Source organism: Rhodopirellula sp. MGV, from assembly GCF_002251265.1.
In the GTDB taxonomy this organism is placed as follows: Bacteria; Planctomycetota; Planctomycetia; order Pirellulales; family Pirellulaceae; genus Stieleria; species Stieleria baltica_A.
Map to the genome: position 1 here is coordinate 1 of NZ_NPDI01000014.1, position 16,885 is coordinate 16,885.

13 protein-coding genes are annotated in these 16,885 nt (G+C 52.3%); 1 reads left to right on the top strand and 12 read right to left on the bottom strand.

Annotation, left to right across the window (positions count from 1 at the left end; all coding sequences use genetic code 11):
• Positions 1-33 precede the first annotated feature (33 nt).
• Positions 34-1,113: a methyltransferase domain-containing protein gene (locus CGZ80_RS05410; protein WP_094412162.1), complete on the top strand. Its 1,080-nt coding sequence runs from the start codon at positions 34-36 to the stop codon at positions 1,111-1,113.
• 223 nt (positions 1,114-1,336) lie between these two features.
• Here the strand turns inward: CGZ80_RS05410 and CGZ80_RS05415 are convergent, their stop codons facing one another.
• The 12 genes from CGZ80_RS05415 to CGZ80_RS05470 all read right to left on the bottom strand — a co-directional run bounded on the left by CGZ80_RS05415 (position 1,337) and on the right by CGZ80_RS05470 (position 16,872).
• Positions 1,337-3,154 (bottom strand): heparinase II/III family protein, encoded by a 1,818-nt coding sequence (locus CGZ80_RS05415; RefSeq protein ID WP_158222563.1) that lies wholly within the window; start codon positions 3,152-3,154, stop codon positions 1,337-1,339.
• Positions 3,155-3,200: 46 nt separating this feature from the next.
• On the bottom strand, positions 3,201-4,541 hold the full coding sequence (locus tag CGZ80_RS05420; protein WP_143543755.1) for a glycosyltransferase family 4 protein: 1,341 nt from the start codon (positions 4,539-4,541) through the stop codon (positions 3,201-3,203).
• A gap of 230 nt (positions 4,542-4,771) precedes the next feature.
• A complete protein-coding gene (locus tag CGZ80_RS05425; protein WP_158222564.1) occupies positions 4,772-5,437 on the bottom strand; it encodes an FkbM family methyltransferase in 666 nt (221 codons plus the stop codon).
• An 83-nt stretch (positions 5,438-5,520) separates the two neighbouring features.
• Positions 5,521-6,903 (bottom strand): flippase, encoded by a 1,383-nt coding sequence (locus CGZ80_RS05430; RefSeq protein ID WP_094412171.1) that lies wholly within the window; start codon positions 6,901-6,903, stop codon positions 5,521-5,523.
• 39 nt (positions 6,904-6,942) lie between these two features.
• A complete protein-coding gene (locus CGZ80_RS05435; RefSeq protein WP_094412173.1) occupies positions 6,943-9,066 on the bottom strand; it encodes a bi-domain-containing oxidoreductase in 2,124 nt (707 codons plus the stop codon).
• 26 nt (positions 9,067-9,092) lie between these two features.
• A complete protein-coding gene (locus tag CGZ80_RS29085; protein WP_143543756.1) occupies positions 9,093-9,662 on the bottom strand; it encodes a CatB-related O-acetyltransferase in 570 nt (189 codons plus the stop codon).
• A gap of 73 nt (positions 9,663-9,735) precedes the next feature.
• The gene (locus CGZ80_RS05445; protein WP_094412177.1) at positions 9,736-10,962 is read right to left on the bottom strand and encodes a glycosyltransferase; all 1,227 of its coding nucleotides are present in this window, start codon (positions 10,960-10,962) and stop codon (positions 9,736-9,738) included.
• 2 nt (positions 10,963-10,964) lie between these two features.
• Positions 10,965-12,299, bottom strand: a complete 1,335-nt coding sequence (locus tag CGZ80_RS05450; RefSeq protein WP_094412179.1) for an O-antigen ligase family protein — start codon at positions 12,297-12,299, stop codon at positions 10,965-10,967.
• The gene (locus tag CGZ80_RS05455) at positions 12,296-13,579 is read right to left on the bottom strand and encodes a glycosyltransferase family 4 protein (RefSeq protein ID WP_143543757.1); all 1,284 of its coding nucleotides are present in this window, start codon (positions 13,577-13,579) and stop codon (positions 12,296-12,298) included. The genes CGZ80_RS05450 and CGZ80_RS05455 overlap by 4 nt, the downstream gene beginning before the upstream one ends.
• Positions 13,579-14,154 (bottom strand): acyltransferase, encoded by a 576-nt coding sequence (locus CGZ80_RS05460; protein ID WP_094412183.1) that lies wholly within the window; start codon positions 14,152-14,154, stop codon positions 13,579-13,581. The genes CGZ80_RS05455 and CGZ80_RS05460 overlap by 1 nt, the downstream gene beginning before the upstream one ends.
• Positions 14,148-15,338, bottom strand: coding sequence for a glycosyltransferase family 4 protein (locus CGZ80_RS05465; protein WP_094412185.1), 1,191 nt, complete (start codon positions 15,336-15,338; stop codon positions 14,148-14,150). The genes CGZ80_RS05460 and CGZ80_RS05465 overlap by 7 nt, the downstream gene beginning before the upstream one ends.
• Before the next feature lie 61 nt (positions 15,339-15,399).
• Positions 15,400-16,872, bottom strand: coding sequence for an oligosaccharide flippase family protein (locus CGZ80_RS05470; RefSeq protein ID WP_094412187.1), 1,473 nt, complete (start codon positions 16,870-16,872; stop codon positions 15,400-15,402).
• Positions 16,873-16,885: the final 13 nt, after the last annotated feature.

Here is a 16,885-nt window from a genome sequence, read left to right on the forward strand (position 1 = left end):
GCCAATACCGTTCTGATTGGTGGCTAGGACGGCATGCGACAAGACCTCTTTGAACAGCTAGGTCCAATCTGTCCCGTCTGTTCCAGCGACACCGAGCAATACCCTCTTTCAATTGGAGCAATCGATTGCCAAACCGACGATCACATTGTCGAAGGGCAACTCCTTTGCGAAAATCCGAGATGCCGTCGTGAATATCCGATCATCGACGGAATCCCGCTGCTGATCCGTGACTTGAGAAGCTACCTGGCAAACAACGAAGCTTCGGTGCTGCGACGAGACGACTTGTCGCTGAACATCGAAAGTGTTCTTGGAGACTGCACCGGTCCATCGTCAGCGTTTAACTCGACCCGACAGCAACTCAGTAGCTACGTTTGGGATCACTACGGCGATTTTGATCCCTCGGAATGCAACTCAGCGACTGCGCCCGGTTCGATGCTGAACTGCCTCCGGTCCGCACTCGACCTTGCCGAATTCCGGCCCAGCGGTGACCAAGCAATTTTGGACCTTGGCTGTGGACCAGGCAGAAGTTCGTTTGAAATGGCCCAACGATTTAACCGACCTGTACTGGGCATCGACTTGCACTACCCGATGCTAAAGATCGCCTCAGCACTGACCCGTGATCAGAATCTTTGCTATTCGCGTCGCAAGGTCGGACTCGTCTACGAACGCTGCGAATTCAATGTCAAATTAGAACGGCCTGAGCTTGTCGACTTTTGGGCATGCGATGCGACAGCCCTACCGTTCAAAGCAGAAACGTTTTCCGCTGCGATAAGTTTGAACTTGCTGGACTGCATTCACTCTCCGATCGAAATGTTAATGTCACTCGACAAAGCACTTGTCGCGAATGCTCCCGCAATTGTCGCATGCCCGTATGACTGGAGCGAATCGGCCACCTCGGTCGAATCTTGGCTTGGTGGTCATTCACAGCGAACACCGGACGGCGGATCCAGCGAAGCAATGGTAAGACGCCTGTTGAATCCTAGTGGGCCCGATGCGATCGGCAACCTGCAATTGTTGGCCGAAGCCGACCACCCTTGGCACGTTCGACTTCACAACCGAAGCTACATGACGTATCTGACACACGTCATGTCGATACAAAAACTCGCCAACTGACGCTTCAAAGTATCGCATTCTATTGATTTTCAAGTGTTGCCTTGCGCGTCGTGAAATAGCATCCTCTCCACTGCTTGTGCGAGGCGAAAGGCGACCAAGGGACAAGACAAATCAGAACTTCAACAGGTCAAGAGACTCCGCAACAATACGCAAAAAGCGTCTCGTGGAAACCCACAAGACGCTTTCAAATTTCAAACATTGGCAACTGACGGATCAGGTATTCTCAATCATCAACTCCTGACGTTGCTGAATGCCCTTCGTCCAGATCCAAGTTCAATGAAGTCCCATTCGGCCAATCAATGAGCAGACGACCATTTTGAAGCGTGATGGTTTCACGTGTCAATTCAGCCGCCGTGTCGATCTGTATTGTAAAACGGAGCCAAGCACGGGATGCGGGTTCCGAACTCAATTCCACGACGTCGTTGGTTAGACGCACGCCGAAGTCAGGGCAGTAGATACCTTTGGCGGTTTTCAACGAAGTCGGTACTGAACCGTCGCACCAAAGTTTGACTTCCTCACTGCCATTCGTACTCACTAGGTCCGCCGAACCGTTTCCTACCGAATGGGTGAATGTCCAATCCGGATGCCAATGCAATCGCGTTATCGCAGACTCGGCAATCGGGCTACAATTGTCAAACCAATCGATAATCGACCATTGGGATTCAGAGGCCAGTAGAATTCGCCCGGCAGGAAATCCGAATGCATCATGCGCTGCTGCTACCCATTTAAACTCACCAACGGCACCACGATTGTTCCATAAAGGATGGCCACGCCACCCCATCCGAAAACTGGACCAGTGATCACAGTGTTGACGACCGCCAACTTGCAAGACATTGTGCGCCGCCGATCCTCGGCACAGCAAACGCAAATCGCCCGGCTCGTACTGAAAATTACCGGTATCCACGATCGCCGGCTTTCCGGCGATCGATGCCGTTATTTGGAACAAGTCCGCGTGCCCGTGAGCCGGAAGATGGTCGCAAGCTAGCGGTCCCAAATCAATCAGAATTTGGTCGCCATGGACCGATTGGTGTTTCCAATAATCAACTTGCGATTGATTGTCGCGTCCGACTTCCAGTCGATCGCACCATTGGAACAAGGACTTTAAATCGGGAGTTTCAGCGACGACGGAGTCCGACAACAACGGGATTCCTCCATTCGGTGTTGCAAGAAACTCCATGAACGATGCCATCCGAGCTGCCAAATCACGCAATTGCCGGGCAAAGTCTGACTTGGCAAAATTGGCTGCCTCTAGACAATGCAGCACGCACACCAGCATCAACGCGTGGTAGGTCGGTGTCCGTTCGAAGTGCTCGCCGGTTGGCAAAATTTGCAATTCAAGCTGCGTCTTTAGTTGCGTTTCGACCCAAGAGAGATCCGGGACGGAGTCTCCGTCTAAATAACAGGCCACCAGATAGAGCGCCGTAAGGTTCTCCAATAGGTGATTGCCGCCGAGATCCAATTCCAGATTTTGACTCAGCCAGCGGATTTGCCCTGAGAGCGATTGCCAAAAAGCTGTCTGCACAGACTCGGAAAGCGGTCGAATCGCTTCAACACCGAGCCACACCGGAAGCCGGCGAGAGATACAGAATGGATGCCAAGCATCCGGGTCGCGCATCGGATGCTGATGCCGTGAGTCGCCAAGCCAAGACGCAATGATTTGCTCGGCGAGCGGCTGCGATTGGGAAGAGGCAACCTTTAAAAGAAACTCTTGAGACTGAAGATGAAATCGCCAGAGGCGCGTCGATTCAGGCGTCCAATCGACTTCGTATGCCCCGGCATCTATTTGCGTCACAAGTTGCAACGTTTCGTTGAGAAACGTAAACCGCCCATGTTCGATGCCGTGGAGATGCTCGTTGCGTCCAGGCCATAGATCGATCCGTTGTAATGCAACTTGTCGATAAGCCTGTTTGGCATTTGGCTTCCAAGCCACCAACGGCTGATTCCCATCGAACACGAATCTCGCCGGTAATCGCCCGCGGAGCTTTCGCTGCAGCATTCGCAATCCACGCCAAAAGAATTGGCGTGGTTTGTGGTATCGCATTAGAGCGAGGATGCGTGAGAGACGCTGTCGCGACATGCGAACCGATTTAGCAGTGGGCGTCGCTACTCGAAACGGCAACGTCGCCCTGCGTCGGACTGGCCGCTGATTCCCAGGTTCGGTCCGGCAAACAAAATGTTTCACCTGCCGCGGTCCGTCGAACGATTTCTAACATATCGGCTGCAAGGCGATCGCGATTGAAATACTCGGTAACGAACTCGCGTCCGGATCGTCCCATTTGGTCGACCTTCTGTGGATCGGCCGTCATCTCTTTTAGAATTTCAAACAGTTGTTCGTCGTTTTCCGGCTCCAATGACAAGCCGCTACCAGCATCCAAGACGATATCACGTGCCCGTCCTCGCACGCCCATGATGATCGCTCGCTCCATCGCCATCGTTTCAAAGATCTTGGAGGGGATCACATGCTCGAACAGATCAACCTTACTCAGGTGCACCAGACACGCATCCGATGCGGCTAGGGCGTCCGGCATCGCTGATTTATCGAGCCGACCCGTTGTCTTCACCAAATCACCTAGATCGCGTTCTGCGATCATCTGTTGAAGTTGCTCAAGCGTCGCGCCACCACCAACGACCAGAAACACAACGTCGTCACGATTGGTCTTACGAAAACGCTCCGCCGCTCGGACAACGATTTCCAGCCCGTGCGCGCGTCCGACCGTTCCAATGTAGGAACAGACGAAACGATCCCCCAACCCATAGCGGTCGGCAAACTCCCCCCCGTTGCGATTAGGATCGAATTGATCCGGATCCACACCATTGGTAACCGTGCTGATCCTATTGTGAGCATCGACTTTGCTCAACACATTGTCGCGATAGCCGGGGCCGACAGTCACCACATGATCAGCACTGCGGTACATCCAACGTTCGATGCGTTCCAACGTTCGGATCAGCAATCCACGACGAAGCGCACCAACCGTCACGATCGATTCCGGCCAGATATCACGGACTTCCAGAACGACGGGGCGGCGTTTCAGCTTACCGGCCAGGATGCCAGCGACACCACAAAAGAATTGTGGCGTCGTCGCAACGATGACGCTCGGGCGGCGTACCATGAACAGGTACGCAAAGAGCGCCGAAAAGAGATACGAGACGTAGTTGACGATTAGCCCTACACGCCCCAGGTTTGGACGTATGAATGACCAAACACGGACAACGTTCACACCGTCAATCACTTCACGCTGTGGCCACAGACGGTTTTTGTAACCCGGATAAACCTTCCCATCGGGCACATTCGGCGCACAGGTGATGACAGTCACGTCAACATCGGTATTGTCGCTGACCCACCGATTGACGTGCTCCGACGTCCGAGAGGCCGGAGCGTTGCCTTCGGGGGTGTAATAGTGCGTAAAGAAAACGACTTTGAGGGCCATTTGCAGCTGAAACGATTGGACATTGGTGGGGACGCGAAGATTCGCGCAATTGTCAGTCAATCGTTGCCGAAAGTTACCACCTACGCAACTAAGAATCAGCTAATCCGTCCCAGTTCGGCAAGCAACTGGGACGATCAAGTGGATCAGGCGTTCAATTGGACCGTTGTAGGCCCAATAACGCAACAATTGAGACATCCCGTCAGCTCTTGCCCCAAAACAGAACTTCCCGGTCATGTGGTTCCCGATGGAATTCTCCGACGGTAAACCTTGTTGGCGTAAGAACGGGATCGCCAAATGCGGTCCCAGAGATAACCGTGCTGTTCAAGCAACGAATCAATTTCTGCTTCATTGGAATCGCGGACTTCGACAAGAATCCAGTCGAAGGTTGTTTTGTCGAAGGCCACACCTTTTAAGACTTCGAGCTCATATCCTTCTACATCGAGCGAAAGCAAGTCGACATGCCGGACTGAGCATTCGTCAAGAATACTCTGCAACGTGCGAGCAGTGACTTCAATCGCCGCTTTGGCGTTCAATCGCTGGATTTCTAAACCGTTTCGGATATGAGCATCGATCACTTCAGCATTGATCGCGCCATCGTTGACAACACTCATCAACCCGGCCTGTTCGAGCTGTACAGTCGGATTCGGATATCCTTCGCGCACCAACGCCGCATTGAAAACTTTTGAACCCTTCCGCAGCTTTCTGCACTGTTCATAAAGCTCAGGCGTAGGTTCAACCAGAATTCCAGTCCAACCAAGCACACGTTCGAAATAATACGTGTTGCTTTGGCAGACGCCGTTGTTCGCACCTGCCTCAATGAAGACCCCACCTCGTTTGCCTTTCAAAAGGGAAACCAACTGAAGGTCAAGGTGTTCGAGGCCAACCGAGGAGAACAATCCGATTCCGAATCGTTCACAAGTTGGTCGAACCAGATGGTTTTTGACTGCCCGGAGGCATGAATTGAACATTTCCTGAGGCCTCACAGTTCGATTCCGGACTCACCCTTCCACGGCTTCTCTAGCGTTCTCAGTTGCAGCTTTGCGAAGCCTCTGGTTGGACGGAACACAAAACTCATTATCCACGCCGAAGTCGCGTAGCTTAGAACGGTTGCCAACGCCGCACCGTATTCCGCCCAGATCGGAATCATCACGTAGTTCAATGTCAGGTTGGTTGCCACCCCAATCAACGTGGCCCACATTTGATACAAGTGTGCCTTTTCGAGGTTCAAATGCTGTGACCGCGCGACCCCCAAAAAAACAAACATGATCGCGATCGCGTGAAGCCTGAAACAGGGAACACTCCGATAGTATTGGTCGCCAAACAGCAGGTAGATCAATGGCGGCACAAGAATCTCTGCGACCAGCAATGTCGCATATGCCCCCAATGTATTGAGTCGCAGATAGCGGTACATAGCCACCGAGTATTCCTTACGACCGGCCGCGTGAGCTTTGGTCAAACCAGGAAACAAGGTGTTGCCGAGCGCGAGCGGAATGAAAAACCAGAACCCTGACAATCGCGCCGCCACCGTATAGATACCGACCACCTCGGGGTTGGTCATGACACGCAACATCACGATATCGACATTCATGTACAACGCGATGCTTAAACCCGAAAGGATCAAAGGCCACGACTCGCGGAGCAAGGTCAAAAACGTGTGAGCGTCGGGAAGATGAAACGTCGGCAAGAGCTTGAGTATCTTGGCAAGCACACTGGTAACGAGAACCGTTCCCATCACAGTGGCAGCGTTGATGATCGCAAACGATTCGATCCCAAAATCGAATTCCACCATGCAAACTTTGATGATCGCGGTGATGACGAGAATCGAATTGGTGATCCAAACGATCCACTTTTCCCGGATTTCGGCTTGAAATAGCAGACGCGGCACGTCGAACGCGATCGTGGTCAACGGTAAACAACCGATGATCAAAACCGACGCTTCAACCTGCGACTCGCTAGGGACAACTCCCCAGGCGACCAACGTCCAGAGCAAGAAGTACGAAAGCAGCCCGATCGCAACCCGTGAGAAAACGACCGTCCAAAACAGCTTGCTTCGATCGCTCTGTTTAACAAACTCACGAACAACCACACTGTCAAACCCAAGCGTGGTCAATGGAGTGAGGATTGCAAGCAACGACCCGGCAAATGCCAAGATGCCGTACTTGCCAGGGCCCAGATAATTCGCAACCAAGGCCGCGACGAAGAAGCCATGGAAGATCTGCAAGCCCTTGTCAGCGGTCAACCAAAACAAGTTCTCGGCGAGCTTTCGACGGTATGGTGTTAACCAAATCGCCGTTTGTGGATTCAGTTGCTTCAAGCGAAACAAGTCTACGATCCCAAGAAATGCGGGCTTTTCAATTTTCAAACGCCTAGTTCGACCCGTACGGCGCCTGAAATGCTGTTGTTAGAGCTTCTCGCGAATCTGTTGATCGGCTTGGAGCGTTGCACGCGATACTTCGAACATTTCTTGGGCCGAGATGAGCCACTCGCCGCGACGACAGACTGTATCGACAAACGACTCGACCTCTGCCGCGTGCCCCTTATCCTGACGGCGTGTTTTGAGTGTCTGCTTTCCACCGATCACGCTTGATTGCCGGAAATTGTTGATCACCGCAACATTACCGCCTGCAAAGACTTCGACGCGTTCCTTCGGAAAAGCTTTGCTACCGTTGGATAGATAGTGAACCGAAGCAATCGAGCCGTCGGCGAATGACAATTGGATCGTCGCACAATCACCTAGGCGTCCATCGCCGCCCGACATCGGCGTCGCATTCACATCGACAATCGGTGAATCGATCATGAAGCGAGCCAAATCAATAAAGTGACACGCTTCCCCAATAATCCGACCGCCACCAACCGTGCGATCTTGAGTCCAGTGATCAGCTGGAATCATCCCAGCATTGACGGTAATAACGGCAGTCTTCGGCCCAGTTGCCGCCGACAGCCACGACTTGACCGCAACCGTGTGCGGAGAAAAACGGCGATTGAATCCGATGACAAAACGCTGAGCCGGATTGCGTTCCATTGCCTCTTCGATCGACGTCAACTCTTCTGTCGTCATCGCCAGCGGCTTCTCGACAAACACATGCTTTCCATGGTCCATCGCGTCAGCCACGATTGCGGCATGGGTATTGTGTGGGGTGGTGACAAATACCGCATCGACTTCGGCTTGGTTCAAAATTGTGCCAACGTCGGTTCCACAATTCGCGAAGCCAAACTTCTTGGCCGCATGCGAGGCCGAAACGCCGGTTTGACTGACAATTGAATGCCGAACGACTTTTGCATCGGGCAGCAGCGGCAAAAGCATTCGCGTCGTAAATGCACCCGCACCGATAAATGCTAGAGAAGGTCGGTCACTCGATCGTGCCGGCACATCCGACTGTGCCTGCATCGGCAGAAGCTGACTTCGTTTTTGTACGACATCATGAGCAGGGTAATCCAATACGATGCCCAAAGCCGTCTTGTCGTAGATCGCTTGATAGCCATCGAGTGCGTCATCAAACGAAAATCGATGCGTCGACAATGATGCGGTATCGAGTTTGTTATCCGCCATCAGTTGCAAGACGGCTTCGAAATTTCTTTTCTCCGTCCAACGAACGAAACCGATCGGATAATCCAATCCAAGTTTTTCGTAGTTCGGATCGTAGCGTCCGGGGCCATACGAGCACGAAACTTGAAAGGAGAGTTCCTTTTCGTAAAAGTCAGCTCGTCGAAGGTTTAAACCGATGACTCCGACCAAAACAATTCGTCCTCGTTTGCGACACATCGTTGCCGCTTGGTGGACCAATTCGTCGCTCTTGGTCGATGCTGTGATGACGACCCCATCAACTCCGATACCGTCGGTCCATAGCTCCGCCGCACGTACCGGATCTTCGCCTTTGCTTAGGTCGACGACTTGTGCGCCGAACTGCTTCGCAAGCGCAAGCTTTCGTTCGTCAAAATCGATCCCTAAGACCTGGCAACCTTGCGCACGCAACATCTGCACTGTCAACAAACCGATCAGTCCCAACCCGCTGACAACGATTCGTTCGCCCAGCGTCGGTTGAATCAATCGGATTCCTTGAAGTCCGATCGCGGCGACGACGGTGTACGTCGCTTCTTCATCAGTCACCGAATCAGGAATCTTGGCGACCAAATTCTCAGGCACCGAGACCATTTCGGCGTGAGGTCCATTGCTGACAACGCGGTCGCCAACCGTGAACGCCGATTGCTCCGAACAGCTATCGACGACGCCGACGTTGCAGTACCCAAGCGGAATGGGCGCGTCGAGTTTTGCTTTCACAGCGTCAACGGTCGTCCAAAGTCCGTCCGTTTTAATCTTCTGCAAGACCTGTTTGACCTTATCCGGTTGCGATCGCGCTTTTGCGAGATAGCCACCGCGACCAAAGTCGATCAGCATCTTTTCGGTGCCGAGCGAAACCAATGTCTGTCGCGTTTGAATCAGGACACTGCCGTTCGACCTGCGAGGGCACGGAACATCCGCGAGGATGGTTTCACCACTACCCAAGTTTTGTAAAATCTGTTTCATCTACCAACCACACTTGCCGATTCGGCTTACTTATCAATCTCACTAACGCTTTTTCGCCGACATTTCAGTCCGCTCACAACAGGGCCGTCAAGCATCTCTTGATGATGCAATCTGTCCTGTTCTTCGAACCGCATCTTTATCAAATTTGCCGGTACGCCCGCAACGATCTCATAGGGTCCCACATTTTTTGTCACGACTGCGCCAGCGGCAACAATCGCCCCGTCTCCGATGACGACCCCCGACATCAATATCGCACCGTAACCGATCCAAACATCACGACCGATCCTCGTACGTTTTGCAGTCGGACGCCCCGAAAATACCGTTGGAACCCCAGGAAGATCGAACACATGATCATGACCGACAATTGCAACTCGCGACGCAAGAAGCGAATACCGACCAATCTCAACCCCAGTTGTGAGCGAGCACTCCGCTCCCACGAACGCGTGTTCGCCTAAAATGAGATCACGGCACACTTTAGCGCTCGGAACGATATACGCGGATTGATGTACCGATTTGCATCCACCGATTCGCCGGCGAAATGCCATATAGCTCGTGCGGCGAACCGAATTTATTGAATCAAAAATTGAAGCATTCACGTTTTAGCACCAATAGCGTCTCCCGCTTCGATTCGAGCAGGAGGAATGTCTCAAACTCTTTTAGAAAGCCGGATCAAGCTGGAGCAGGCCCCCCACGGACCGCCAGATCAACGACTCCAGCCTGGTATTCTGGGTTGTAACAATCGTCAACCATTTTCCGACAGGCGTCCTTCATCCGTTGCACCTCGATTGGATCTTTTTGCAAGTGCCCCCGGATGATTCGTACTAATGAGGCAACACAGTCCGTCTCAAAGAAATATCCCGTCTCGCCATGCTCGATCGCATCAACCTCGGGTCCGCGACGAACTGGATCATCACAGGTAACCACCGGTACCCCGAACGTCAAACTTTGGATGACAGTAAGTCCCGCAGAACTCGGACAGACCGTCAAATCGGCGGCCATGGTGTCAAAAGCAACCTCATCAACATCAAAGCAGGCACCTGCGAACACAACGACCGATGCGTCTGATTCAATTCGCCCACTTTCCGTCCATCGACGCCTTGCTGTTTCCCACCGAGTTTTCAAGTCCGGTAACTCAGGTCCATCCCCGATGACCAAAACATTTACCGGATCCCCTTGCACAGCCAACTCGTACGCTGCTTCGATCAACAAGTCCATCCGTTTGCTCTTCTGCAACCGCGCGGCACAAACGAGAACGGGGCGTTCAACATCTGGAAACCATTTCTCTCGACGTGACCTGATCGCCTCCGCTGAGCTTGACTCAATCAATTCTACATGTCGTTTGTAGTCCAAACTATTCATCATCAAATATAACCGGCTCGCATCAAATCCTTTGCTGATACCGATCTGTTTTGCGGAAGGACCGTAAAGCAATAACCCATTTGCAATTCGATAAAATAGAACTCGAACCCCGGCCAAAAACCCCGATTCTTCGTGACGCCATCCCTGAGTCCAAAACAGCACCCGTCGACCCCGTAGACGCGCCACGAATGCCGCCACCCAGGTGCTTAGGAATTTCCAGTCTCCGAGGAAGATGAAACATTCGTAGTCGCCGCGAAGAGTTGCGGTAACGACCCGCCGTTGCCATAAGAACCCTAACGGAAAGAAATGACATTTCGCCGCTCGAAAACCTCGATCTTCCAACCCAGGTCCCCACACCGGCAAACCCGGCATCGACTGGTTTCGGCTATCCCCAAAAAAGTCGAGATCAAAACGGGGATCTTCGAGAAGCGTTTCCAGTACTGGACGCCGATACTCGGCAAAAAAATGATAAACAAGGGCGATCTTGACTTTCTCTTTATCGACACTTCCTTCGTCATTGCTCGTCAGGTATTTCATCCCTAGCACTCAACCTCACCGAAAGCCATTTCGTCGTCGCTCTCCTGCTTCTCGATAAACAACTCTTTGATCGTATGACTTGCCCAGCCTTGGTGCTGCAACGCCAATCGATCGATCATGATTGCAATGAAGAACATCCCTGGACTGGAGTAAAGTGTCCCTTCCTTAACGGAGAGGAACGTGTGAAACAACAGCACTCCGACAAGCCCCAGTGCTTGCCTTCTACCCTGCCAATCAGGCGGGATCTTCGCTGCGAATAGAATCGCGTTCTTAAGCGACCGCCAGTAGTAGATTGCCAGCATCAAGAACCCAAGAACCCCAAGCTCACAAAGCACTTCAATTGGAATATTGTGAACATAGAATCCTACGATCCGGAAAGAGCTACTTTCTCCCATACCTAGAAGCCATTCAAATGGCCCCGCATGCAACCATCGATTGATCAACTCTCGTGACATGTAGGTACGGCCTTCGACGGCAGAACTCACAGACCCTCCCCTCCAACGCGCCAGCCCCGATTCGCCGACGTAAATGAAGATCGCATAGACCATCGCGGAAAGGATGACGAGCACGAAGAATAGCTGAATCAACCCCTTTGAACTCGTTGTCCGATTCGTTGCGGCATAGACCAACGTCATCACCACACAGAAAGAGACGAGCTGACCACGAGATTGTGTCAGTACGATAATGTAGGCGCAGACCCCTACAATGATGAGCGTTGCTAAGCGGTGAAAGAATTTCTTTTGCATCGTCGCAACGGCAAACACCGCGACCACGGCCGCGCAACTCGCGGCGGCTAGCGGAGGTGCAAACAAGACCATCCTTCCATTCTCAATCGATGGAGTACTGAGTCGTATCCCCCTTCCCGTCCATTCGCAAGCAAACGCGATCAGCAACATGATCGGCGCGCCAATCAGCACTGTACTTTTTGCGGCATCTTCACATGCGCGCTGATGGGAGCAAAGAACGGGTCCAACAGCAAAATACAAAACGAAGTATGGCCATTGAGAGAAGAATCGCCCACGAAATGCTTCCGGCGAAAGTGTCCACAAGCCACTTAGCAATGCCAATCCATAAATCAGCAGAGTCAACACCTGCATTGGCGTAGGCTTCGCAGCATTGAAATCTGAAAGCAAGATCCTAGAAGCGGCAAACAACGAAACGAGACCGACACCTACGTTTACCAGATTTCCCCTTTGGATAAACAGCGGCGACTGAGACTGCAACAGCTGCTCCAGCCCAAACATTACGATCATCAGACCTATCGCGGCCCCGGGTCTCCGTATGCTAACCGCAGCCGTACCGCCCAAACACAATAAGAAGAATGCGATCCAGATCACGGTTTTGGCTTCCTTGCTTGCGTGCTTTTCCCGAAACCATTGTCTAGATGCTTTGCAACTTCACTAAACTGAAAACAAGTTTCAGTCTGCAATCCGTGCAAGTCTCGATAGCACCTTGTCCAATGAGCCCGATGATTGCGTGGTGAATGAAATTCCAAAAAGGCGGCTCGGGCGTCAGTCATATCAGGCGAATTTGCATGAACCGAAACTTCCTCTCCGCTCGCTATTTCGGCTAGCCGCGCGTGCATTGCCAATTCAATACCGACCGCAGACGTCGCGTCACATGTAATCCCCAAATTAAACGCTCGGGTCGCCCAACCAAGCCACCCCCAGTCAGAAGACACGACACGACGCCCAAGCTTCGCGGCAATCAATAATATGCTCGCTGAGCCGACATGCCGTGGATAGCAAACGGCAACCGTATCCGCTGCGACAAACATCGCCGCGAACTCGTCAGAATTTGAAAACCGATCCTGAACGGTAATTCTGGAGGAGAGATTCTGTCGCGTGAGCCATTCCCTCATTCTGTGTTCTATTTTGCCGATTAAAAGCAAGTGAATAGGCATCGATGTGTCGATCCGATTGATCGCCTCAATCAAATGCCTCGAACCCTTCTTCCCAGAAACACCACCGGGACAGCACACCAAATGTACGTCCTGCGGGACCTTCAGAAAATCTCTTGCTTCCTGCCTGCCTATCTGCTGCGAAACATCAATTAGCTCTGGCAGCAAGCCAGTCATTCTGTCGTGCCACCCTCGCTCGCGGAGCCAAGTCCACGCCAGAGGATCCAAATAATGAAGCTGCGTCCATCGTGACCGCTTTTGCATCTTGAGCGAGCAGACCGAGGCTAGTCGGCTACGAAGCCTCTCGCTCGTGTATGCAAACACGCCGCGCATCATTAAACCTTCTACGGCCACATCGGGTCGAAAGATCGCACTTGGCCGGAGCTGAGCTCCCCATGCCTGCGCGAGGCCGTCTGCATAAGGAACGTAGACATGTTTTACACGCGTCGAACTCGCAATCTCCGCTACCATCTCCAACCGCGATTTTGCATTTGCCATCGCTGACAAGTCTTTTCTGATCGCTGGAGTACCAATATGCTCCACTTGGGAAAACACATCACGCAAAAAAACGCGACCGCCCTCCTGCTCGAGGGCGTCTTCGGGGACCGCTAACTTCACGTCCGCGCCCAAACTGCACAAATGGCTCGCCAAATCGCCAACGTAGTGTGCGCGATGACCGGAGAGATTCGGCTCAAACACAAGTACCGACCCAGCCATCACAGTTTCCTCACCGGCTTTGCCGGCACACCCGCCGCTACACAATCAGCTGGCAAATCACTGACTACGACACTCCCGGCGGCAACAACAGTTCTTGCCCCAATCTTTACACCTTTGAGAACCGTGACATCTGCCCCGAGCCAGACATCGTCCCCAATCTCAACTGGCGCAGACTCGCCCGCCATCTTCGCTCGACGTGCCTGCCAATCGACGGGATGGAAATCAGTATCGAAAACTTTTGAGTTGGCTCCAAACATTACATGATTGCCGATGCTGATCCGCTCGACACAGAACACGCTTCCTCCAGACATGTGGAAACAGTCGCCGATCGTTAGAACCCCATTACTTCCAACAACGATTTGCACCGGGTGATTGATCCCCGCCCTATTGAATGTGGTGCTTCCAACAAGCAGCATGTCCTGACCGAATGACATCTGCCCACCTTTCGATCGGCGCAACTGTACCGGCCCACGCATGCGGGCACCCGGAGGAAATGCGATCTGATTGAAGATCAAAGCGCCCCGATTCCTGAGTTGCCAATACAGCAAGAACAACTTTCTCGCATAACTCAACATGCAGTGCCTCCATGCGTTGCCAGAAGTTGAGTGTAGACTTGCGCGGTCCGCTTCACATTTTCGCGTTGCGAGAAGCGACGGGACGCCACTTCATAACTTGCCCTACCGCACGCAGAGCGATAGGAGTCTTCGCAAAGCCTATTGACCGATGCTGTAAACGAGCTCGGATCGTTCCATTGGAACACTTCGCCTGATTCGCCAGGACTCATCATTTCTGTAAGGTTGGGCATGTCGGAAACCAGAGTAGGCTTCCCCATCGCGGATGCCTCCAACACACACCGCGCGCTATGCGGCTCGGTGAATGGGGCAACAACAACATCCGCAGCATTAATGAGTGCAATCGGATCGTCTACAAAATCCATTTGATCACAAACAGATGATCGAGCAATCGCTGCACCCACACGTGTCTCGTACTCCGACTTCGGAGAATGAAACCCAGCGATGACAAACCGTGCTCGTGGATCAAGCTTACCTGCCGATTCGTTGATTAGACTAGCAATCTCCAAACAACCGTTTGCAGGCGCTATTCGAGACAACGATAGAAACACAATTTCATCGTCGCTCCAACCAAGCTTTTTCCTAAACGACGGAGCATTGGTGAAAGCCTTTTCAAAAAACTCCTCGCCGACAAAGTTGTTGACCACGGTTCCTCTTGATGAGCCAACGTCTCCAACAGAAGACAATCCGTAGTGATCAATTCCAATGAAGTGATCCACATACTTTCTGTTCATTCGAGCAAGGTTTCTGCCCCACCAATCCCCAAGCAAAGGTTCTCGAACATGTGCCAATACTGGAATGCTCGCGTCAAAACGCTTCACCCCCTTGGCTGCGCCGACAAGACACGTGGAATTCAAGTGAACAATGTCGGGCCTGATCCTATCGACAACCTCGCTCGCACACTTTGCCATTCGATTAAAGGCGAGGACCGCGTAACCTCGTGCCTTTAGGGTTCTACATGGGGCGACAGTCGAACCATTGAACGGACGCACATCCTGCTCTTCACACACCTCTGCACCAGCGGCGTGGAACATCTCTTTTACTTTTTCATTGCCCATCCGCCGGGGCATGACAACGGTCTTTCGATACCGCTGAGAATCAAGCCCAGCAATCAACATCGAAAGGCTACGCGGAGCGCCTCCCATACCGATTGCGTGGTGGAAAAAAAGAACGTGGACTTTATCCATGAATTTCCTCAGCTGAAATTGAGTCCACGTGAGAGGAACCGCTCACTACGCCTCCACAGGACTAGCGACCAACCCGAACTACACGTCGCAACAGTGGCTGAACGCGATTCGCGAGAACATTTGCAGACTCGGGAAACAGTAGCCGGATCAAGACCGCGTAGAGGAACAAAAACACGCAACCGCTCACTCCGCCACGCAAAAACGCATTCGTACCCGCCATGACGACAAACTGCAAGTAAAGTGCCCCAACGAGTGCGATCACGCCACAAATCGCCGGGCCGATGAAAACAGCGATCACATCCGGTAAGCACTTCCGCGGGGATGAGACACAGAACAACACGTTCACAGGACCCAAAAACATAAAGTACGCAGTCGCACCAAATGCTGCGCCTAGAATCCCAAACTGACTCGCACAAACGGCAACCGCTGAAAGGAACAGCACCGCGTAAACAACACTTATCAATAGCAATCGATTAAATCGCCGCTGTGCCTGAAGCAACGCACCGGCTGGCGAACCAACACACCGAAATGCGAGTCCAAAACTTAGGATTTGGATGATTGGAGCGATCCCCTGATAATTTTCGTTGAATCCGATTTCGACTGCGGGATAGGCGATCACGATCTGCAAAAAACTTGCTGGGAACGCAATCAGCGCCAATTCCCGTGCGGCTCTAAAAAATGCAGCTGTTTGACGAACGGGCTCTTTCGAAAGCTGGCTTAGCCCTGCGAAAAGAACTCGGGTGATATTATTGGAAGTGAGCGAAAAAATCTGAATCGAAAGCGAGAAGGCCAAAAAGTAGATCCCAAGCGATGTCGAATCGGTGAACAATCTGACAATTACATAATCACCATGCCAAGTTGTCATAAAAATTAACTGCGCCAACGCAGTCGGTGCGCCCGCGACAACAATCGCTCGAATCAAACGTGGTGAAAACGAAATACGAAACTTCTCGCCACATGCTCTCCAAGACTGAATCGCATAAAAACCGGCAACAACCGGAACCGGAAGCAGCAGTGAGTACACCCCAAATCCAGAGACGACGAGGCAGATCCCTAGGCCAGCCTTCACCAGCGAATTAACTACTTCGATCATTGACAATCGTTGGTAGTTCATCTTCGACTGAATACAAGCTGTTGCGGGTGAACAAATGCTTGCGAAGACGATCGATACCGCAAAAAACGGTAATACGTAAGGTAACCGTGGCTCACCGAACACCCTCACAAGAACTGGGGTCGACGCCAAGAGCAACGCAGCAGCCAGAGTACCAAGGCAAATCGAAGCGGTAAGCCCGGGCCCAAGAAGACGAGACACCGCTTTTGGACGCGAAATCAGAATTTGCGATACACCGCCCTGCTGCAGAACTGACAACACCGCGGTGATCGAACTGGCCAATGCAAACAATCCGTACTCGTCGGGCGACAACAGCCGAGCATAAACCAGCTGAGCAGCCAGCGCCATCAACTTGGCAAGAATCGATGCGACCGAAATCCATCCGATCCCACGTATAGTCTGGCTAGTTAGTGAGTCTCCCATTCAAGCAATTCTT